The organism is Rhodococcus sp. 66b (assembly GCF_002076325.1).
Lineage (GTDB): Bacteria > Actinomycetota > Actinomycetes > Mycobacteriales > Mycobacteriaceae > Rhodococcus_F > Rhodococcus_F erythropolis.
This window is the reverse complement of the sequence record NZ_MUZB01000005.1, coordinates 105,122-126,120: the sequence shown is the minus strand read 5'-3', so window position 1 is coordinate 126,120 and position 20,999 is coordinate 105,122. Positions and strand designations below refer to the sequence as shown.

General features: G+C 60.9%; 21 protein-coding genes. 9 read left to right on the top strand and 12 right to left on the bottom strand.

The genetic code is table 11. The features are described from left to right. Positions 1–13 precede the first annotated feature (13 nt). Both B0E55_RS32445 and B0E55_RS10845 read left to right on the top strand, forming a co-directional pair. Entirely contained in the window at positions 14–136 is a 123-nt protein-coding gene (locus B0E55_RS32445) for a hypothetical protein (RefSeq protein ID WP_019747629.1), read from the top strand. Positions 137–186: 50 nt separating this feature from the next. Next, positions 187–2,181: an SDR family oxidoreductase gene (locus B0E55_RS10845; RefSeq protein WP_069145844.1), complete on the top strand. Its 1,995-nt coding sequence runs from the start codon at positions 187–189 to the stop codon at positions 2,179–2,181. Positions 2,182–2,277: 96 nt separating this feature from the next. Here B0E55_RS10845 and B0E55_RS10840 read toward each other — a convergent pair whose 3' ends face one another. After that, entirely contained in the window at positions 2,278–3,006 is a 729-nt protein-coding gene (locus B0E55_RS10840) for a response regulator transcription factor (RefSeq protein ID WP_020969102.1), read from the bottom strand. Next, entirely contained in the window at positions 3,003–4,244 is a 1,242-nt protein-coding gene (locus B0E55_RS10835) for a sensor histidine kinase (protein ID WP_241896050.1), read from the bottom strand. The genes B0E55_RS10840 and B0E55_RS10835 overlap by 4 nt, the downstream gene beginning before the upstream one ends. A gap of 229 nt (positions 4,245–4,473) precedes the next feature. Here B0E55_RS10835 and B0E55_RS10830 point away from each other — a divergent pair, with 229 nt between their 5' ends. From B0E55_RS10830 to B0E55_RS10820, 3 genes are all read left to right on the top strand, one after another. Further along, on the top strand, positions 4,474–5,559 hold the full coding sequence (locus B0E55_RS10830) for a serine hydrolase domain-containing protein (protein ID WP_241896049.1): 1,086 nt from the start codon (positions 4,474–4,476) through the stop codon (positions 5,557–5,559). 414 nt (positions 5,560–5,973) lie between these two features. Then, positions 5,974–7,170 (top strand): serine hydrolase domain-containing protein, encoded by a 1,197-nt coding sequence (locus B0E55_RS10825; protein WP_241896048.1) that lies wholly within the window; start codon positions 5,974–5,976, stop codon positions 7,168–7,170. A gap of 285 nt (positions 7,171–7,455) precedes the next feature. Next, positions 7,456–8,607, top strand: a complete 1,152-nt coding sequence (locus tag B0E55_RS10820) for an MFS transporter (protein ID WP_230544065.1) — start codon at positions 7,456–7,458, stop codon at positions 8,605–8,607. Positions 8,608–8,699: 92 nt separating this feature from the next. On the opposite strand, the gene B0E55_RS10815 is transcribed toward B0E55_RS10820, so the two are convergent. Then, positions 8,700–10,325: an N-acyl-D-amino-acid deacylase family protein gene (locus B0E55_RS10815; RefSeq protein WP_080909693.1), complete on the bottom strand. Its 1,626-nt coding sequence runs from the start codon at positions 10,323–10,325 to the stop codon at positions 8,700–8,702. Between the two features lie 154 nt (positions 10,326–10,479). Beyond that, a complete protein-coding gene (locus B0E55_RS10810) occupies positions 10,480–11,469 on the bottom strand; it encodes a threonine ammonia-lyase (RefSeq protein WP_080909692.1) in 990 nt (329 codons plus the stop codon). Between the two features lie 81 nt (positions 11,470–11,550). Between B0E55_RS10810 and B0E55_RS10805 the strand changes: the two genes are divergently transcribed. After that, the gene (locus B0E55_RS10805) at positions 11,551–12,465 is read left to right on the top strand and encodes a LysR family transcriptional regulator (RefSeq protein ID WP_080909691.1); all 915 of its coding nucleotides are present in this window, start codon (positions 11,551–11,553) and stop codon (positions 12,463–12,465) included. A 25-nt stretch (positions 12,466–12,490) separates the two neighbouring features. Here B0E55_RS10805 and B0E55_RS10800 read toward each other — a convergent pair whose 3' ends face one another. Further along, positions 12,491–13,075: a TetR/AcrR family transcriptional regulator gene (locus B0E55_RS10800; RefSeq protein ID WP_060938824.1), complete on the bottom strand. Its 585-nt coding sequence runs from the start codon at positions 13,073–13,075 to the stop codon at positions 12,491–12,493. Positions 13,076–13,152: 77 nt separating this feature from the next. Between B0E55_RS10800 and B0E55_RS10795 the strand changes: the two genes are divergently transcribed. Further along, complete coding sequence (locus B0E55_RS10795; RefSeq protein ID WP_080909690.1) at positions 13,153–13,767, top strand: NAD(P)H-dependent oxidoreductase; 615 nt, start codon at positions 13,153–13,155, stop codon at positions 13,765–13,767. A 14-nt stretch (positions 13,768–13,781) separates the two neighbouring features. On the opposite strand, the gene B0E55_RS10790 is transcribed toward B0E55_RS10795, so the two are convergent. The 5 genes from B0E55_RS10790 to B0E55_RS10770 all read right to left on the bottom strand — a co-directional run bounded on the left by B0E55_RS10790 (position 13,782) and on the right by B0E55_RS10770 (position 17,135). Then, complete coding sequence (locus tag B0E55_RS10790; RefSeq protein WP_080909689.1) at positions 13,782–14,363, bottom strand: GNAT family N-acetyltransferase; 582 nt, start codon at positions 14,361–14,363, stop codon at positions 13,782–13,784. 184 nt (positions 14,364–14,547) lie between these two features. Continuing rightward, complete coding sequence (locus tag B0E55_RS10785; protein ID WP_443216807.1) at positions 14,548–15,450, bottom strand: sucrase ferredoxin; 903 nt, start codon at positions 15,448–15,450, stop codon at positions 14,548–14,550. A 30-nt stretch (positions 15,451–15,480) separates the two neighbouring features. Beyond that, the gene (locus B0E55_RS10780) at positions 15,481–16,053 is read right to left on the bottom strand and encodes a YdeI/OmpD-associated family protein (protein WP_080909688.1); all 573 of its coding nucleotides are present in this window, start codon (positions 16,051–16,053) and stop codon (positions 15,481–15,483) included. 9 nt (positions 16,054–16,062) lie between these two features. Further along, positions 16,063–16,566 carry a hypothetical protein gene (locus tag B0E55_RS10775; protein WP_070796262.1) on the bottom strand — a complete coding sequence of 168 codons (504 nt, stop codon included), beginning with the start codon at positions 16,564–16,566 and terminating at the stop codon, positions 16,063–16,065. Positions 16,567–16,574: 8 nt separating this feature from the next. Continuing rightward, positions 16,575–17,135 (bottom strand): TetR-like C-terminal domain-containing protein, encoded by a 561-nt coding sequence (locus B0E55_RS10770; RefSeq protein ID WP_070386976.1) that lies wholly within the window; start codon positions 17,133–17,135, stop codon positions 16,575–16,577. A 292-nt stretch (positions 17,136–17,427) separates the two neighbouring features. Between B0E55_RS10770 and B0E55_RS10765 the strand changes: the two genes are divergently transcribed. Then, positions 17,428–18,261 carry an alpha/beta hydrolase gene (locus B0E55_RS10765; RefSeq protein ID WP_019747617.1) on the top strand — a complete coding sequence of 278 codons (834 nt, stop codon included), beginning with the start codon at positions 17,428–17,430 and terminating at the stop codon, positions 18,259–18,261. Here B0E55_RS10765 and B0E55_RS10760 read toward each other — a convergent pair. Beyond that, positions 18,258–19,214, bottom strand: coding sequence for a GlxA family transcriptional regulator (locus B0E55_RS10760; RefSeq protein WP_024487375.1), 957 nt, complete (start codon positions 19,212–19,214; stop codon positions 18,258–18,260). The two genes, B0E55_RS10765 and B0E55_RS10760, sit on opposite strands and share 4 nt — an antisense overlap. 127 nt (positions 19,215–19,341) lie before the next feature. Here B0E55_RS10760 and B0E55_RS10755 point away from each other — a divergent pair, with 127 nt between their 5' ends. Beyond that, positions 19,342–19,980: an HD domain-containing protein gene (locus B0E55_RS10755; protein WP_080909687.1), complete on the top strand. Its 639-nt coding sequence runs from the start codon at positions 19,342–19,344 to the stop codon at positions 19,978–19,980. A gap of 9 nt (positions 19,981–19,989) precedes the next feature. On the opposite strand, the gene B0E55_RS10750 is transcribed toward B0E55_RS10755, so the two are convergent. Further along, positions 19,990–20,946, bottom strand: coding sequence for a R2-like ligand-binding oxidase (locus tag B0E55_RS10750; RefSeq protein WP_019747614.1), 957 nt, complete (start codon positions 20,944–20,946; stop codon positions 19,990–19,992). Positions 20,947–20,999 lie beyond the last annotated feature (53 nt).

Sequence of the window (20,999 nt, the reverse complement as noted above, 5' to 3'; positions counted from 1 at the left end):
TCAGACTTGGAGCATGACAATTTTCGAATGGATCCTTGCAATCCCCGCTCTTGCACTTGCCGTCGCGTTCCTGTTTTCCGGAATCATCACTGCGGGCATCGACTTCGACACCGAGGATGGCGTCATGACGCATTGATGTCCGGTTCCCTCTAGCCGTCGATCTTACTTTGGAGTAAGTTACCGACCATGGCCACATACATCGTCACTGGCGGCACCGGGTTCCTCGGACGAGCTGTACTACCGCTCCTGCTCGAGCATGATGAAACTGCTCAGATCCACGTGCTGGTCAGAGCGGGTTCTGTCGCAAAACTCGAAGCACAGGTGTCGGCAATTCCCGGCGGCGATCGAGTGCATCCGCTCGTTGGCGATCTGACCGAGCCCGAGCTGGGCATCGACTCTCCCCCGCCGGCCGACCATGTCCTTCACCTCGGCGCGATCTACGACATCACGGCCGGAGACGAGCAGGCTTCGACGAATGTCGAGGGCACACGCTCCGTGGTCGAACTTGCTGCGAAACTGGGAGCCACCCTTCATCACGTGTCATCGGTCGCAGTCGCAGGCGACTATCCGGGCACGTTCAGCGAGACCGATTTCGATTGCGGCCAAGGCTTTCCGACGCCGTACCACCGAACCAAGTTCGAGGCCGAGAAGCTCGTTCGAGAACGAGAAGGCCTCACCTGGCGTGTTTATCGGCCGTCTGCCGTGGTCGGCAACTCCGTCACCGGAGAGATGGACAAGATCGACGGACCGTATTACTTGTTCCCAGGTCTGGCGCTACTCGCGAAACTACCTGCAGCACTACCTGTCCCGATCCCCAACCTCGGGGCAACCAACGTGGTGCCGGTCGATTATGTGGCCGCTGCCCTCGTCGAGTTGATGCATGTGCCCGGCCGTGACGGCGAAGCATTCCATCTCGTCAATCCGAAACCTCAACCGGTACGCGAAATCTATGCCGGCCTCGCCAAGGCCGCCGGAGCACCGCGGCCCGCGCTCAGCCTGCCGGGCGTGATCGCCAAACCCTTTGTCTCGCCGTTGCCGATGGACTCGGCAGAATCGGCACGGAAAGTCTTCCTCGATCGCATCGGCATGCCTGCAGCGTTGCTCGACAACATGACGATGGCGCCGACCTTCACCTCCGAGAGAACCGTTGCCGCCCTCGCCGGATCAGGCCTGACGGTCCCCGAGTTCGGCTCCTACTCGACGGTCTTGTGGAAGTACTGGCGCGCAAACCTCGATCCCAATCGCGCACGTCGCAACCATCCCGAAGGACCACTTGTCGGGCGGATAGTCCTGATCACCGGTGGCTCGTCCGGAATCGGCAAGGCCTCTGCCATCGCCGCCGCCCAGAAAGGCGCCACAGTTCTCCTGATCGCACGCCGCACCGACGAACTCGATGCCGCGGTACAGGAGATTCGATCAAGCGGAGGCAAAGCGTTCGGTTATCCCTGCGACATCACCGACGACGAGTCGGTCCAGCACACGATCAAAAGCATTCTGACAGAACATGATCACGTGGACATGTTGGTCAACAACGCCGGCCGATCCATTCGGCGCGGCATTTACCATTCCACGGATCGTTTCCACGACTACGAACGAACAATGGCCGTGAACTACTTCGGCGCTGTGCGATTGGTGCTCGCATTGTTGCCCACCATGCGTTCTCGCCGCTTCGGTCACATCGTGAACATCAGCAGCGCGGGAGTCCAGGCGGCAACGCCTAGATTCTCGGCCTACGTGGCGAGCAAGGCCGCGCTCGACGGTTTCTCCGACGTAGCTGCCTCCGAAACCCTGGCGGACGGAATCACTTTCACGACCATCCACATGCCGCTGGTCGAAACGCCGATGATCGCTCCGACCGGCGAATACAACAACGGCCCGATCACCAGCCCGGAAAAGGCTGCGGCAATGGTGATCCGCGCGCTGATCGAACGCCCCAAGCGCATCGACGTGCCACTGGGCACTCTGGGTGATCTGGGAACCTTGTTCGCACCGCACACCAAGGACCGGATTCTCAACCAGATGTACCAGGCCTTCCCTGACTCCCCGGCGGCAAAGGGGCAGGTAGACAAAGAAACTCCGTCAGACGTTTCGGCAACACCGTCGCGTCAGCGCCATTCACGCTCGCGCATCCGCAAACTCGGCCGACGCGCCGCCCGACTCGTGCCCGGAACGCACTGGTGACCGGTGGTGTGACTTCACCTCGGAGCGTGTTGGCAAGAGGAACGGATCTGTAGGTTCAGTCGGCGAATCCTCACCGGGTTACGCTGACAAAAGCAATCAACCGCCAGTTGCACAGGGTTCCGTATCGGTGCCCGACCCCGGGACCACCAGACCAGACTCGTAGGCGATGACGACAGCGTGCGTCCGATTCTGAGCACCGAGCTTTGCCAGCACGTTCCCGACATGCGTTTTCACTGTCTCCAGGCTCACAACCAGAACCTGAGCAATATCCGAGTTGGACAGCCCGGTGGCCATCAACCGCAATACCTCTTCCTCCTTTGCTGTCAGCGCTGCATTCGGGAACGCCTCAGCGGAAACCAACGGGCGGGGCGTAACCATCCGGCGTAGCGCGGCAGGGAACAGGATCACTTCGCCCGCCGCCACCACACGTACTGCCGCTGCGATCTGCGGGACTGGGAGCCGCTTCAGCACGAAGCCACTCGCGCCCGCACTGAGTGCGGCCGTGACGTAGCCATCGTTTTCGAAAGTGGTGATTACCAAGACTTTCGGCGGTTCGGTGCACTCGGCCTGGAGGTGCCGAGTTGCCTCTATTCCGTTGCGCAGCGGCATCCGCACGTCCATCAGCACCACATCCGGACGAAGTTGCCGCGAAAGCTCCACTGCTTCGATACCGTCGGATGCCTCGCCGACGACCACAATCCCGGGCTGAGCTGCGAGCAGCATACGCAGGCCGCTGCGGGTAACGTCGTCGTCATCCGCAATCAGCAGGGTGACTGGCATGCTTGCAGAGTTGGAGGCGTCCTCACTCCAATTGGCTTCGGTCATCGTTCCACCCGTACCGGCAACTGAACACTCAATCGCCAGCCGTGGGCTCCGTCCGGTCCAGCCTTGAACTCACCGTTCAAGAGTCGCACGCGCTCGGCCAAACCTGCCAGGCCGCGCCCTGATCTTCGAACTACGTCTGCCTTTCCCCCGGTCACTGCCCCGATGCTGTTGACCACTCTGAGCTCGACGCACTCCGAGCCGACTGCCACCGTGATTTCGATCGGCCCGCTGTCCCCGTGCCGCAGAGCATTGGTCGTCCCCTCTTGCAGGATCCGGTACGCCGCGCGAGAGAGTGTCCCCTGGATCTGTGAAAGGTCACCCGACAGGTTCACCTCCACAACCGCCCCCGCATGCCGCAACCGATCAATTAACGCAGGCAAGTCCGACAGCGTCCGAGAAGGTACAGCCCCAGGCCTCTCCTCGCGAAGTACACCCAGTACGTAGTCCAGGTCCTCGAGCGCTGCCCGTGTCGACTCCTCGATGCTACGCATGGCGGCCCTCGCGGCGGCAGGATCGGAGGCGAGCACCTCGCCGGCCACCGCCGCCTGGATCGTGGCGGCGGTGAGCGTGTGTCCGATCGAGTCGTGCAACTCGTGAGCGACCCGATTACGTTCGGCCAGTTGCAGTTCACGTTCTTCCGCCAGCGCGAGCCGTTCAGCCGTGGACGGCCCCAACAGTCGTGGCGCCAGCCATCTCAGCAGTGTTGCCACCAGGACACAAATTCCTACCGCAAGCAGGAGGCAGCCGGCCGCCACGACCCAGGTCCATCCACCCGTCACGTCAACCGACGTATCGAACAGACTGATTCGCGCCGTGCCGCCGAGCCAGTTCCCCGGGAGCGAAATCCCCATGATGAAAAGGACGCTGGTCGCGAGCGCCGCCAGCCAACCCACCATGACATGCAGGACAATCCAGAGCGGGGCCCGCCAGCGATCAATGTCCGAGAGGTTGGGAGTACGGTGTCCGAGCGCTGGACTCGGCAGCGACACCTGCAGCAGTCGGCGGGCAGAAACGATGAGCGCGCGTCGCACAGGATGCGCCAGGCCGAGTGCTCCTACCAAAGTCACCCATATGAGCAGGACCGAAAGCACCCGGACGAACTCGGGTGCGGATTGCCACGCGAGAGCAGGCAACATCGCAACCACCAGAAGTGGCAGGCTTGCCAACACACCACAAAAGGCGAAAAGCACAGCTGAGTATGTAGAGCCCCGCATCAGCGGTCGTAGTCCTGTGATCATGATTCGACAAGTATGACTGGGCCGCTCGGCGATGGCCTCCCCCGATCGAGGGAGATGGTTTTCCCGCGTCGGAGCGATGCGCGACCAATCCTCCAGCAGACAGGATCGTGTCCAGACCGATCAATCTCTCCAAGGAGTTCTACTGATGAGCCGCCACAGTCGACAGGGCCAACCTCCCTCACCCCAAAGACAAAGCCGGAAGCGGCACCGCGCCCTCTGTTCCGTCGCAATGACTCTCAGCGTGGTCACCCTCGGTGCGTGCTCGTCGTCCACCGATACCGCCGCTGCGCGGCACGATGCGGTTCAACACTCACTCGACGCACTGGTGAGCGAGGACGGACTACCCGCCGCCCTCGCAAGCATCCAAGACCGAAACGGCAACTCCCACAACTACACCGCAGGAGTCGGTGACCTGACCACCGGATCAGAGGTACCCCACAACGGCCAGATACGAATCGGCAGCAACACCAAAACCTTCACCGCAGTAGTGGTCCTGCAACTGGTCGCCGAAGGAAAGATCGAACTCGACACCCCCATCGAGACCTACCTACCCGGACTCGTCCGCGGAGAAGGGATCGACGGCCACAACATCACCATCCGCCAACTCCTCCAACACACCAGCGGACTCCCCAACTACAGCAACTACCTGGAAGACGAAGTCCGATATTACGACCCCCGCGAACTTCTCGACATCGCGCTCGAACATCCTGCCGACTTCGCCCCCGGAACGAGTTGGAAGTACAGCAACACCAACTACGTCCTCGCCGGCCTACTCGTACATAAGATCACCGAAAAACCCCTCGCCGAGGAGATGAACCGGCGAATCTTCGCGCCGATCGACTTGCAGCACACATACTTTCCTGAACCATACGACGAGAAGATCTCGGAACTTCACCCCCGCGGCTACTACCGGGAGTCATCGGACGCGCCTCCCCTCGACATCACAGAGATAGACCCCTCGTGGGGATGGGCCGCAGGGCAATTGATCTCCACCACCTCGGACCTCAACCAGTTTCTCCACGCACTCCTCGACGGACGATTGCTCCCCGCAGCCCAACTCGACCAGATGCGCACTACCGTCCCCGCGGAGGAAACCTTCGGACCCGAGGCTCGCTACGGACTTGGGTTGGTCAGCCGTCCGCTACCGTGCGGCGGCCTGTCCTGGAGCCACGGCGGCAGTTTCCCTGGATACGAGACACGCGGGGGCGCTACCGACGACGGACGCGAAGCGAACATCGCGGTCACCATGCAAGTCGCCGACGATGCCACACGTAGAAACCTCGAACACGCGGTGGATATCGCCCTTTGTCGCTGAGGCTCTCCTGTCAATTACCAAAAGCCGCCTACTCCGGAATAACTCGGCAATCCGACAGTGCCGGCCACGAGAGGGCGCACTCCGAGGTGCAGCCAGTTACACCTCGTACGCTCCGGCAAGCCCCACCGAGAGACTGCACTTCGCACCATGGAGGACGCGTACGCACGTCAATACTGTTCTCTGCATGTGGAACTCACCATGAGATCCGACGAATAGGAGACCACACAGGACGCGCTGTGACTCTCACCCTCAATCACATCCCGACGAGCGAGGACGCCTTCGTAGCAGCACAGCGAGTTGTCGACGCAGCGATGTGCGAGGAGTGAAGGAAACATGTTCGTGCACGACTTCGAACAACGATTCTTCCCGATCGAACGATGTCCCGACCCATACCAATCCTCAGGAGTTCTACTGATGCGTAACAATATTCGAAAGGGCTTCCCTTCCTCAGATCGCCGGCAGGATCGCAAACGGCACCGGACCTTTTCGGTCGTTACCGCGATGGCCCTCGGTGCCATGACGCTGGCGTCCTGCTCGCCGTCATCCGCCCTCAGTCCCGATACCGTCGGTTCTTCCTCCACCGAGTCCGACGCGGTTCAACGCTCCCTCGACGCACTGGTGAGCGAGGACGGACTACCCGCCGCCCTCGCAAGCATCCAAGACCGAAACGGCAACTCCCACAACTACACCGCAGGAGTCGGTGACCTGACCACCGGATCAGAGGTACCCCACAACGGCCAGATACGAATCGGCAGCAACACCAAAACCTTCACCGCAGTAGTGGTCCTGCAACTGGTCGCCGAAGGAAAGATCGAACTCGACACCCCCATCGAGACCTACCTACCCGGACTCGTCCGCGGAGAAGGGATCGACGGCCACAACATCACCATCCGCCAACTCCTCCAACACACCAGCGGACTCCCCGAGTACGGCATACACGTCAATGACGAAGAGATCAGATACCGCTACGCCGACCCCCACGATTTGCTCGACATAGCCTTCCAACACCCCGCCGACGCACCGCCCGGAACGAGTTGGGGGTACAGCAACACCAACTACATTCTGGCCGGCCTACTCGTACAGAAGGTTACCGGCCGCCCCCTCGCCGAGGAGATGAATCGACGCATCTTCGCGCCGATCAGCCTGCGCGACACCTACTTCCCATCCCCTGGCGACATGACCATCCGGGGTCCCCATCCCAGGGGCTACCACCGCACCACACCAGACAGCCCACTGAGTGACGTCACAGAGATGGACCCGTCGTGGGGATGGGCCGCAGGGCAGCTGATCTCCACCACCTCGGACCTCAACCAGTTTCTCCACGCACTCCTCGACGGACGACTGCTCCCCGCAGCCCAACTCGACCAGATGCGTACCACCGTCCACGTCGGCGGGCCTACCGGAATCGAGTACGGCCTCGGCCTCACCAGCAGGACTCTCTCGTGCGGCGGGGTCTACTGGGGCCATGGCGGCGACATAGTCGGTTACGAGACCCGCGGCGGCATCACCGACGACGGGCGCGCCGTGAACCTTGCGGTGACTGCTCTTCCCTCGACTGCGTCCGCCACCCAACACGTCGTAGACACCGTGGACAAAGCTTTGTGCAGCTAGCTCTGGTGACAGCGTCACCCGAAATGTCCGCTCAAGTGACGCTGTACTGACCGACGAAACATTCGGTCGGTTATTGGCCGAACGGACCAATGCGGCCAACGTGTCCGCTGCCACACTTCATCAGTCCATGCGGCACAACGCAATTCAGGAGGCATGATGAAGTCGGAACGCGCCACAGTTGAGGAACCCTCGCATAGCGGCGGCAAGTCGATACAAAACATATTGGACAACAAGTCAATTCGTCGAACAACGACTATGACTGTTGGGCTGCTCAGTACGATCTGGATGATCGACATGATAGATCGCGTGATGATCGGGCTTGCACTGCCGATGATCGGAGACGAATTCTCCCTCAGTAATACGCAATTGGGCGGAGTCGTGTCGATCTTCGCCATCTTTTACATGCTCGGGCAGGTCCCCGGCGGCATGCTGGCCGACCGATTCGGACCCCGGCCACTGTTGATCGTTGCGTTGATCCTGTGGTCGGTGTTCACCGCACTGACAGGGTTCGCCTGGGGGCTCGTCTCGCTGATGGTCATGCGTGCGATGTTCGGGCTCAGCCAGGGTCTCTTCCCAGCAGCGTCGTTCAAAGCTCTGGCCGAGCGAACCCGTCCGAAAACTCGCGCCACGGCCATGGGCTTCATGATCGGTGCAAACAACCTGGGCCCCGGCATCGCACCATTGATCATCGCCCCAGTTCTCATGTCCGTCGGTTGGCGGGACGCATTTTGGCTGGTAGCCATAGTCGGCGCCGTGATCGGCACAGTCGTCTGGTTGGTGCTCCCGGCGCCGTTGGACACAGAGATCACGGAAGATCCGGAGGCCGCACTGCAACCGCTCGCCAGTGAACACTCACGCGCGGCGGTATTCAAGTCCGTTTCGGTCTGGAAGTTCGCACTTCTGTTCTGCCTGGCCAACATGGCCGGATATGGGTTGTTGACCTGGGTGCCGAGCTACCTCCTCAACGAAAAGGGGCTCTCGCTGATCGATACGGGAATCTTCGCGGCGATCCCGTTCATCGTCACGGCATTGGCCATCATCGTCGGTGGACGTCTGGTGGACAAGTACTTCCACGACAGCGCGCGCATTCTGCTCGTTCCGTGCATGGCCACCTCCGCCATTCTGCTGTTCTTGATGACTACCACCGATACCGTCGCGATGTTCACGTTCTATCAAACCCTCGCGATGGGCGTCAGCGGACTGTGCTCGATGTCGATCTTCGCCCTCCCGTTGCGGGCATTGCCCGCCGAATTCCTCGGTTCCGGAATGGGTTTGATCAACGGTTGTGGACAGCTTGCCGGTTTCATCACCCCCCTCGTGATGGGATGGATGGTGGACCAGTTCTCGTACATGGCCGCGTTCGGAGTCCTGGTCGGCGCGACGGCTGCTGCGGCATTGGTGGCCATGATCGTTCCGCAAACCCCGGCGAAATTCTGAGGGCTGTCACGTGGTCCGGCGAAGTGGCCACTGAAGGGTCGTCCCATCAGTGGCCACTTCGCCGATCTGGACCTGACCCCGGTGCCAGTTCGTCACCTCACTGCATCGAACCCGTTGCGCGAGCGCCGAAGTGCGCGCCCTGCAAGCTTCCCCGTCGGCACCCCGTCCGACAGTGCCGGTTGCCCATTCACCAGAACGTGCCGCATTCCGGTCGCATACATCCTCGGGTTGTCGTATGTCGCGAGATCCTCTACCTGCGAGGGGTCGAAGATCGCCAGATCGGCGTATCCCCCTGGCGCAATGTAGCCCCGCTTCGCCAAACCGAAGTTTTCAGCAGGAAGGCTGGTCATTCGGCGAATGCATTCCTCGACTGATTGCCCGCTGGTGCCGCGGGTGTAGCGGCTCAGAATACGGGCGAAAGTTCCGAATGAACGGGGGTGGACGGGTTGCCCCGCGAAAAGGGTCTCCTTGCTTTGAGTATCGGCATCGGAACCAACCGAAACCCAGGGACGCTCGAAAGCAATTCGCGTGTTGTCCTCCGACGCAATGAAATAGGCAGCTTCGGCAGCGGGAAGAGCGTCGAGAACAGCCAGCAGCGTGTCCACCGGGTCGTGATGCCCCATCCTCCGAGCAATAGACCCCAGTGCTTCCCCCGCTCGGATACCGAGTGCCGGTACCTCGGACAAGATCACCACCCCATCGGCCCCTCCGGACGCAGCGAAGAGATTCTCCCAGTCCTCGTCCTCACGATGGATCCTCTCGCGGATCTTGTTTCGCACACCGGTCGAGTTCAGTTGAGTGCGCCCGGCCGTCGTGTCACGACAGCGAAACTCCGGTGGCAACGCGGCACTGAGCAGCGTGTTCCCTGCCTCGTACGGATACACGTCCGCGGTGATTCGCACGCCGTCCTCGCGAGCCGACTCAACCAATTGCAAGGCATCGGACATTTTGTGCCAGTGCGACTTACCAGCAACCTTGAGGTGATAAATCTCCGCACGCGCTCCTGTCGTTCGAGCGATGTCGATCAGTTCCTCGATGCTTTCGAGGAACCTCTGCCCTTCACTTCGAAGATGGCAGATATGGACGGCATCATGCCTGGCGAGCACCCGCGAAAATGCTCGCAACTCGCCGGTATCCGCATAGCTTCCGGGTGGATAGATCAGAGCCGAACCAACTCCGAGAGCTCCATTTTCAAGCTCCTCGTCGAGCAGGGCGCACGCGTCGGCCAACTCTTGTTCGCTCAACAGGCGATTGTCCACACCCGCAACCACCATGCGCAGATTCGCTGCGCCGACGAAGCTCGCCACGTTGAAACCGACGCCGTCCGTCTCCAAGGATTCGAGAAAATCGTGCAACCTCGGCCAATGTGATTGCACCCCAGACGGAATCGCACCCAATCCGAGCATCGCCGGAGTCATCGAACCCGCGACCGGTCCGAGAGACACGCCTTCACCGAAGACCTGGGTTGTGACCCCCTGATACAAGTCCGACAATCCTCGCGGGTCTTGCTGCAGCGTGAGGTAGCTATGACTGAGCACATTCACAAAACCGGGAGCCACCATGCAACCGCGAGCATCGATGTCGATCGCCCCCGACACAGCACCGATCGTTCCGACTTCCACGATCGTGTCACCCGCGATCGCAACATCCGCTTTCCTGGGCAGGCTCCCTCTACCATCGAGCACAGTCCCGTCCCGAACGATGATTGTCGGCAGCATCACGTCTCCTCCTCGGTGGCCTTGCTGTCGCGAGATGCGACCCTGTTCACTCTGCTCAATCGTGGAAGCGAAATCTTGTTCCAGACACACATACCCGATGCAAAAATGGTGCCGCCCTACCAAACTGGCAACATGGTTCCGATCGTGTTATCGATTAGCTGACGACCCTGCGGATCTCACTCTCGGAGGCATTGGCGCCCGTACAGACGACGGCAACACGCTTGTCCGCGAAGGTGTTCGGATGTGCGTAGACCGCAGCAAGTGCGGCCGCACCGGCGCCCTCACTCAATGTGTGTGCGTCGAAGAGGAGAGCCCGCTGAGCGAGGGTGATGTCATCGTCCGTGACGAGCAGGAAACCACCTAGCCGTTCTCGCATGACACGTTGAGTCAATGAGAATCCGGCCCCGGTCGCGAGCCCTTCGACACGAGTGGCGTTCGGGCGCTCGACACAGGTGCCGGAAGTCCACGAGTCGTGCGCCGCTCGTGCGGCCTCCGACTGCACCGCGAACACCTCCAGGTGCGGTGCAAGCGCACTGGCGACGAGGCAAGCGGCCGCCGCACCACTGCCACCACCGACGGGGACCACCACGGCGTCCAGATCTGACTGCTGCTCGACGAGTTCGACGTACGCCGTGGCAACACCGGCGAGGATTGCCGGCTCATTGGCGGCGCTGACGAGACGCAGGCCGTCACGTTCGCTGATGAACTCTGCGTGAGCGCGTGCCTCGTCGAAGTTTGCGCCATGCTCGATGAGGTCGGCCCCAAGCATGCGGACAGCGTGAGCCTTGACCGGATTCGCCCCAGCCGGCATCACAATTACGCACCGCACGCCCGTATACGCTGCGGCATACGCCAGGGACTGAGCATGATTTCCCGTCGAGTAGCCGATGATGCCTCGGGCCCGCGTCGGCTCATCGAGTCCAGCCACCAGGTTCAGTCCACCACGAACCTTGAACGCACCTGTGGGTTGCACGTTCTCATGTTTGACAAACAACTGGCTGCACGAGCCCGCTCCCAAGGTCGGGTGCGATATCAGGGGCGTGACCGGTAGGTGGCGTCGGACAACCTGACTTGCACGCTGAATGTCCGCCCATGTGGGTGGTTGTAGCCCGGTTGTTGCCGCGAGATCAGGTGCCTGTGCCATGTGGATCACCCTGTCAAACACTGATTCATAGGTCTAATACATGTTTTCGTCGAAAGCATCGAAATCCTCTATGATTTCGGCATGCTCGATCTAATTCGGCTGAGGGTCTTGGTCGCTGTCGCGCAGGAAGGATCGGTGACAGCCGCCGCCGATTCGCTCGGTTACGCGCAGCCCTCCATCAGTCACCACCTTCGACAGCTCGAATCGGAAGTCGGAGTTCCGCTGTTCCAGCGAGCCGGTCGTGGGCTACGTCTGACGGATGCCGGTGCGGTACTGGTTCGGCGCGCCACGGAAATTCTCGGTCACGTCGACGCTGCCGTAGCCGAAGTCGAAACGTACGCGGGACTGAGGGCGGGGCGGGTACGACTTGCCGCATTCCCGTCAGCCCTGGCGAGTTTGAATCCGCAGGCGATGGCAGCGTTCACGTCCCAGTACCCCGACGTGTCCATCAGCCTCGTTGATGCAGAACCACCCAAAGCACTTGCAATGCTTCGTAACAACGACGTCGACGTAGCTGTCGTTTTCGCACACGCGGATACCCCGGATGTGGGGCTGAAGCACGTCACCCTAACGACGTTGCTGGACGATCCGTTGTACCTGATCACCTCTGCGCGGAATGCAGATGCCGCCAACGAGATCACGGACTACGCCGGTGCGACCTGGATTGCAGGCTGTCCGAGCTGCCGCGCCCACCTTCTCACCGCCTGCAATCGAGCTGGGTTCGTTCCACGGATCGAGTTCGAGACCGACGACTACGTCGCGGTCCAAGCGCTGGTCGCCTCCGGAAGCGGAGTCAGCACCCTTCCCGCCCTCGCTCTCCATGCACATCAGAACCCGGGTATCCGCGCACACCGCATTCCCCGCGAGCGACGCACTGTCTCCGTCGCGACCTACGGGAAACCTCCGCTCGCTCCCGCCATCGACGCGTTCGTCAGCACCCTGGCGGCGACATCCGACTCCGTGCGAGAGCGGTTCGAACTGGATGGGCACCTGTAGGCGATGAGATCACGGCTGCACCGCACTACCCAGTCAGTGATGGCCTGCCGACGACCGCGACGATCAGCGCGGCAAGTTCACCTTTGGCGTCCTCGGGCGAGAGCACTCCGACTACCGCCGCGTGCGAGAGGGCCTCTGCAGCACCGAATATCGCAGTCATCGATGGTTGTCCAAGCCCGTCGGCGCTGAAAGGAGCCAGCACCTCGCGACAACGCTCTGAATAGGCGCGTTCCGACTCGCGCTTCACCTGCTCCAGCTCGGGCGAGCCCTCCAGCGCTGCAAGCACTCCCGTCAGTTCACGCCCCTGTGCCAGTGAACATCCGACATAGGAGTCGGCGATGGCATTCGCCCGCCCGTTCACAGACTCCTCCGCAGCTTCGAGGTATTCCCCGAGCATCACCGTCTGACGATCGTCGAATTCCTTGAAGAGGGCCGCCAACAGCGCAGCGCGGGAGGCGAAATGGCTGTAGACGACCGGCTTTGCAACGCCGGCACGTTCAGCCAACCGGCCGAGGGTCAGCGCATCCGCGCCCTCCTCTCGCACCAGTGCCCACGACACCTCCACGAGTTGTTCGTACCTGTCGGCCCGCGACAGTCTCGTTCGTGCCATCGGACACCTCCTTGCGCTATATACCAATAGTAACCTACTCTTAGTACATAAGCGCACCATCTACCGAAGGAACGCTCATGACCACACTCGTCGTAGTCTCCCACTCCGATGCACAGTCACTTACCCAGCATGTCGCCCGTTCTACCTCCGACGCGATCCGCAACCTGGGCGGCGATGTCGACATCGCGGACCTACATGCCGAGAATTTCGATTCCCGATTCTCCAAAGCCGATGTGAACCTGTTCCGCGGCAAGGGAACTCCCCCGGCCGACGTTGTAGCCGAGCAGGACCGAATCGATCGAGCAGACGATCTGATTCTCGTGTTTCCGATGTACTGGTGGTCGATGCCCGCACTACTCAAAGGTTGGATCGATCGAGTCTTCGTCAGCGGATGGGCGTACGAGTTCACCCCGGGAAGCGAATTCGTGAAGAAACTGGACCGACTCACGGTCCACCTGATCCCGGTCGCGGGTGACGACGCGGAGAGTTTCGAACGCCACGGTGTGTACGAGGCCTTCCAGACACAGATCGAGCGCGGCATCATCGAATACTGCGGTGCCACACTGGGATCGACAACATTCGTTCACGAGTCGGACACGAAGAGCCGCGATACCCTCGCCGCAGAAATCCAAGACCTCAGCGAAAGCATCGCTGCCCGTGTCGCCTACCCTGCGACCGTGGCTTCCCGTTGACGGTCAGACATCGGTCAACTGACGCTTGACCGGCCCGTGACTGCCCAGTAGCGAAGCGTATCCCCCGTGTGACCGAGGTTGCGCGACAACTGATCAGCTGGGCGCACGCTGTCGAGTAGACCACCACACCCTTCGATTGCCTTACGTGAACCCGCGTTCGTTTCGTCGCAGGTAATCATGACGCGACTGAGCCCCACCGGGTCGCCTGCATACGTGAGTACTTCCCGCAGAGCAGCCGACGCTAAACCTTTCCGGCGTTCCGACGGCCTGACCCCATAGCCGATGTGACCACCGACATCGGCCAAGAACTCATTCAAGCTGTGCCGCAACTGGATAGCGCCGAGATACCTGCCGTCTCGAACGATCCACCAGTTGGTTGCCGGGACAATGTCGGGCCCCGGCACTGCCTCTGGCTGCGCCAACAACTCCTGCACCCACTGCCCGAATCCATCCCGGGAGGCAAGATCGAGATCTAGACGTTGCGCAACTCCCAATGCCGAACCGGGCTGGTCCGCCTGCGGTCCGCCCCACTCGTCACGCGACTCCAACCAGGACGCCCACAAGGCCTCGTCAGGTGCAACCAGATCGACAGTCATAGCTGCGATGCTACTTCGCACCTGCAACGGTGCCGCTATTCCCCCGAACCGCCGCTGCCTAAGTCCCGAATCCGCTTGTCACGCCAGCAGACTGTGGATCTGATGGAGTCCGTATCCTCTGCGCCACCTGCCGGCCCATGTGATCGCATTCATCGAGACTGATCGTATGGAACCGACGAGGGAATCACAGTTCTCGAATCGACGTGACGACAACTGGCCTGACCGGTTTGGGTGCCGCGCCGCAACTCGGTGGACGCGGCGCGAGTTCGGAGACTGCCGTCTCCACGGCCCATCGCCGGCCGTCCACATGTGCGACGACGCATGTCCCGTCACTGGTCTGCTTGATGATTGCCAAATCGTCGATTCCGCAGCTTATTTGTTGTCGTACGGCAATTTCCGAAGCCTGCCCCGCAGGAGACCAGCAACTCCGTCCACGCAGGCCTGGCAAATGGACCTGATCTCGGGAAGCCACCTCCACGGCCGTGACACTCTCACCAGCGGACAGACGGCCGTACGTATTGCCGCTCGGCAGCAGGATCATCGACGGCGCAAATCGGTGCCCGCCAGTATGCGAACACTCCCACACCTGGGGTCCGAAGAACGACATCAGCGCTGCGGCAATCGGCCTGCCGAACACAGCGCAGCATTGGTCACGCTTACCGTGCGCACAAACCAAGACGACTGGCTCGTCCACCGATTCGCCCAATCCTGGTGGAGGGCCGTCGAGTAGCGCGAAATCGATGTCGAGCAGGTCAGCCGGTGAATCGATGCGCAACCGTTCGCACCACGAGTCGCTCGGATCGGAGCGCGCGAGCAAGACCGTGTGTCCATCAGTCAACAGATCGGTGCGGCCTGGTCGCCGAATGAACATGATTCGTACGTCGGCAGCATCAGCTCGCCGACTCAGCTCGGCGGCAAGCTCCTCCCCCAAGGCCGTACCGTCCAGCACGTCACGACCCCAAGCGGCATTGAATTCGAGGCATACCCAACCCCGCACGACGGCAGCGCTGCCTGCCAACGGTTCGTCAACAGCAGACAGCGCGGAACAGGTCTCGGCTTCGATCACGAGCCCTATTGTGTCAGCCACGTTGAAAGTCGATCAGCCGTCCCAGTCAGCTCAGTAGAACTTCTTGCCCTCCGCGAGTTGGTTCACGAACTTCTCGATCCGCCTGGCGCGTGTCTCCGGACGCTTTGCCTCCTGCAGTCGGTACGCGATGGTGAATCGATTGGTGGAATTGAGCGTCGCGTAGAACTCGCGAGCCTTCGGGTTTTCCGCAAGCGCATCGAGAAAGTCCTTCGGGACCTCGGCCTTGGCTGCTCCCTCGTACGCGCGATCCCAGCGGCCGTCGGCCTTGGCCTTCTCTATCTCAGCGATGCCGGACGGCTCGAGGAGTCCCGCAGCGTCGAGGCGGGCGACTATCTCGACGTTGCGTTTGGACCACGGACTCCGCGCAGTGCGACGCGAAAACTTCTGCACGAAAAAATCGTCGTCGATTCGCCGGGAGAGGCTGTCGATCCAGCCGAAGCACAAGGCAACGTCCAACGCTTGGTCATAGTCGATCGAACTGTGTGACGAGTTCTTCTTGGCCATTTTCAGCCAAAGCCCGGGGACCGCCTCGTGGTTCTCGCACAGCCATCGACGGAACTCTTCTCCGTCAGCGAAGTATTCGGTACCGAGTTCGACTGCCATCAGTGCTCCTCATTTTCGCGATACCCATACTCTGACAAAACCCTGCGACAAATATCCGAAAGTTCCGAGTGCGAGTACCCATTTGGCAATACTGACCGTCGAGGCGGCGCGAACCCTCGAGTCGGTGATGCTGTCGCGATGATCGAGGAAATGGAGGCCGACCACGTTCTCGACATAATCGCCCGCCGCCGACAGCACCGGCGCTACGGCAAGCGCACGCCGAGTTGCGGCCGAAAGGGGAACCCGCTCTCCGAGCCGCTTGCCTGCGGACCGCAAAGCCATCGCGTAGATCGCGGGATGTACGAAGTCCGGGTAGTAGTGACTACGAAATCGCGCCGTGGCCTCCGCATCCATGGAGTCCAAGATCTCGAGGTACCGACGAGCGGAAAACGCCGTCTGCACTTCCAATACTTTAGGAGCCACCGGCCCGAGTAAACGCGCAATGTTTGCTTGTGAGACAACAAAAGCGGTGGTCCACAGTGCCATCGTCTTCGCAGAGCCGGTTAGTGCCATGCCGTCGATCATTTCACTATTGGATCAACGCCGACGACAAGTGCAACCAGTTTGTCGAGTTCGATACGAGGCTCGGTGTTCTGGGAAATCGCTGCCAGCCGGATCGGCGAAGCTAGTGCCGCGAGAACAGTATCTGGATCAGTACCGTCCGGGACCTCGCCGCGTTCGATTCCACGGTGAATCATGACCGCTGCCGCATCGAATCGGGCGCGCCAGAACTGTGCGCGCGCAGCCAAGATTTCCGCGTCGTCGGTAGGCATCACACCCGTACGGGCCAGTGCCAATCCGGTGTCTGTCGCGAGCCAATCTTGGAGACTCCGAGCAAAAGTCCGAAGATCACCGAAGAGTGTCCCGGTGTCAGGTATCGCCAAACCTGCATCCGTGAACTCGCGGAGAGCATCCACGACCAGCAAGTCGACCGTCGCCCATCGGCGGTAGATCGACGTTGGATGAACGTCCGCTTCGACCGCTATCGCGGCGATCGTCACCGACTGCGGTCCTAGTTCAGCAACCTTTCGCACAGTCGCTTCGATCACGGCCGTTCGGACCGCTCGGCCCCTTTGCTTCATGGCCTCATTGTGCCAACCGCGACACCCCGTCATATCGCAACAACTACTTGCGATATGTTCGATACTAGGGCGATTCCTTCAACCAGTGAGGCAGCGATTTACATGGTCATGTTCTTCGAAGTGCTATTTGTTCTCGCATCGGTCGCGATGGGATGGTTTGCCATATACGTCATTTACCGCCTGATCACGGACGAGTGACAATGACCTCTGTCGAGGATCTGGTCACTGGTGAATGAGTCCGTAAAAAGCGGGCATCCCGTATCGATCATCGGTCCGATAGCGGGGAGCGCGCATGTCGCCCAAGTCCAACCCGACTGTTCTGTTCATCCACGGACTCTGGATGCACCCGACCACGTGGGATCCCTGGGCGCAGGTTTTCAACGCGCAGGGGTACTCCACGATGGCACCCGGATGGCCAGGGGATGCGTCCACGGTGGGTGAGACGCGCGAACACCCGGAGGACATCGCGGGACACGGCATCGACGACGTGACGGATCACTACGCCAAGGTGATCGCTGATCTCGACGAACCACCGATCGTGGTCGGGCATTCGTTCGGAGGTTTGATCGCGCAGAAACTGCTGGGCCAGAAGTTGGCGACCGCGGCAATTGCCATCGACCCCGCTCAGCCCAAAGGTGTGTTGAAACTTCCTCTCGTTCAGCTTGGAAGCGTGTTCCCTGTCCTGTCCAACCCCGGCAACTACCGGAAGGCCTACTCACACAACAGAAAATCGTTCCACAAGTCCTTCGCCAGCGCCGTGTCCCAGGACGAGTCCGACGCCCTGTTCGAGCAGTATGCAATTCCCGCCCCCGGACGGCCGTTGTTCGAGGCAGCACTCGCAAACTTCGCGCCCCACAGCCCCGCTGCAGTGGATTTCAACGCCCGCCGCGGCCCCCTCCTGATGATCGGCGGCGGTAAGGATCGCACAGTACCGAAGGCCAGTTCGGACAGCTCGTTCAAGAAGTACGCCAAGGCCCCGACGATCAACGAATACAAGGTATTCGGCGACCGAGGTCACTCGCTGACCATCGACCACGGTTGGCGTGAGATCGCCGATTACAGCCTTGCCTGGCTCGACAAGCAGGGCATGAGCCCGCCACAAGGCAAGCACGAAAGTCAGTCCTAGCCGAACGCTTGAAACCGACGCCGGTACACCTGGGGCGAGATTCCGAGATGAGTCGAAAATGCTCGTCGTAGGGATTCCGAACTGCCGAATCCCGCCAACTGCGCGGCTTCGGTCACCGAGTGGCCGGCATCGAGGAGCGCCTTCGCAGAGTCGAAACGGATCAACTCGACGTATTTGGCCGGCGTCGTCCCTAATTCTTCGCGAAAGAGCCTCGTCAGATGACGCGGGCTCAGGTGCGCCAGGGCAGCCAGTTGCTCGACCGAATACTCCCCCGCCGGATCGGCCGCAACTGCGTCGACCACTTCTCGCAGCGCAGGGACCCGAGGCCGCGGCCCACTGAGCGAGGGCGAAAACTGTGACTGTCCGCCTGGACGCTGGAGAAATACCACCAGAAGTTGTGCGACGCGTCGAGCCATTTCTGCACCATGATCACGCTCGAGCAATGCGAGCGCGAGGTCGATGCCGGCGGTCACACCCGCAGACGAGAACACCGCGCCATCCTGAATGAAGATGGCGTCAGGAACCACCGTGATCTGTGGATAGGCGCGCGCCAGCGTTGCCGTGTGTTGCCAATGTGTCGTAGCGCGGCGTCCGTCGAGCAATCCACTCGCCGCAAGAATGAATGTCCCGGTACAGATCGAGGCAACCCGGCCCGAACGCCCCGCCAGATCGCTCGCTGCCTCGCGCAGTTCCGGACTCACCGGCGTCGACGGGAACACGTCTCCACCCATGACCAGCAACGTGTCGAAAGAACCGGAATCTACAACGTCACGGTCGACCGGAATGCGCATCCCGGTCGACGAGTCGACATCGTGTCCACCTACCGAGCAGATCACCAACTCGTAGTTCGCCCCGCCGCGATTGGCTTCCGCGAACACCTCACTCGGACCTGCGACGTCGAGCAGTTTGACGCCGTCGAATACCAGGACGGCAACTCGATGCACTGCGGTCACGATGCGCTCTCCTTTCGTCCTGATCTGTGGACAGTATGGCCGAGATCAGGGTGCGCCCGCGGGCGTGCTCGACCGACACTGGGATAGACCGAGAAATTCGCAGCAACGACGAGCAGAGCAGGTACCGATGACCACGATCATTGCCGGTGTGAAAATCCCCGATTCGAAGATGGCTGCCGACGCCACCGAGCTGGTACGAGATACGGCGTCCGAGTTACTGTTTCACCACTCGCGACGTGTCTTCCTCTTCGGATCGCTTCAAGGAGCGCGTCTGGGTCTGCAGGCAGACCCCGAATTGCTCTACGTCGGCGCCATGTTCCACGACCTGGGGCTCACCGAGAAATTCCGGGACAGTACGTCACGTTTCGAATTGGACAGCGCCGACGAAGCGCGGCGATTCCTCACCGGCTACGGAATCGACGAAACCGACATCCGCACAGTGTGGGAAGGCATCGCTCTGCACACGACGCCCGAGATCCCCTCCCGATTGGAACCCGAAATCGCCTTGGTGACAGCGGGTGTGGAGACCGATGTACTCGGAATCGGATACAGCGAACTCGACCAGGCCGACATTGACGCCGTCACCGAGGCTCACCCGCGCCCGGATTTCAAGAATCAGATCTTGAAGGCTTTCACCGAAGGCTTCAAGCACCGTCCCGAAAGTACATTCGGGACGGTCAACGCTGACGTACTCGAACATTTTGTGCCGGGATTTCGGCACATCGATTTTGTCGAGGTCATCCAGAACTCGGCTTGGCCCCAGTAGAATTCGCTGTCATTTGGCCGCCTCACTCATCGCAGCGGCATCTTCCGCCCCGAACTTTTCCTCGAGGGTCTCCGGCGAATAGTCGAGGTCGATCTCGGCGACGTCGCGCCCGCGCGCGGACTCGATCGCCGAAAGTCGGCGCTGCGCACGGTCTGCGGCGTACTCGAGGAACTCCTGATTGTCCAAACCGAACGGCTGCACCTCGAATTGATCGTTGACCCAGTTGATCATTCCGAGTGCCATGGGCATGAGTTCACCCATCCGCTGCTGAACGACGTCCCAGTTGTGATCGTCGGCGGCTACGTGCCTTCGGCAGGTGAACGTCCCCCAAGCCATGTGCCGTCGCTCGTCGTCACCGATCTTTCGCACCAATTGCTGCATGCCAGGCAGGATTCCGCGCGTCGCACAGACTTTCTGCCAGGCGTAGTAGCCCGTCAACGCCAGACTGCCCTCGATGACGTGGTTGTACGTGACGCTGGCACGCACCTGGTTGACCGGACTCGGATCCGTCTCGAGAATGCGTAGCGACGAAGGCAACTCCTCGTAGAACAGTTGCCGGTAGTACGGATTGTCAGCGACGTAGGAATGCAGATCGCTGGTCAATCCCACTTCGTCCATCCACAGCCGAAAGACCTGGGTGTGCTTGGCTTCCTCGAAACAGAACTGCGTCAAGTACATCTCGTCGCCGAATCGCCCCTCGGTCGACATCGCTTTCATGAACGGTTGAATGTCTTCGGTGACGGCTTCTTCACCGGCAATGAACTGCGCGCACAGGAAGGTGGCGCTGCGCTGCTGCTCGCTGGTCAGCTCCTGCCAGTCACGAGCGTCCTGGGAAAAATCGAGGTCGGTTGGGTTCCAGAATTTGGCATTTCCCTTGGTGAACAATCGGAGTGGGAACGAATCCCAGTTCAACCCTCCCGACCGAAGAGTACTGAAACCTTCTCGCCCCGGCGAGGTGACAGTCATGACATTCCTTCTTCCCGAACCGAAGACAGATGCCCCATCAGCATGCCCGCAGA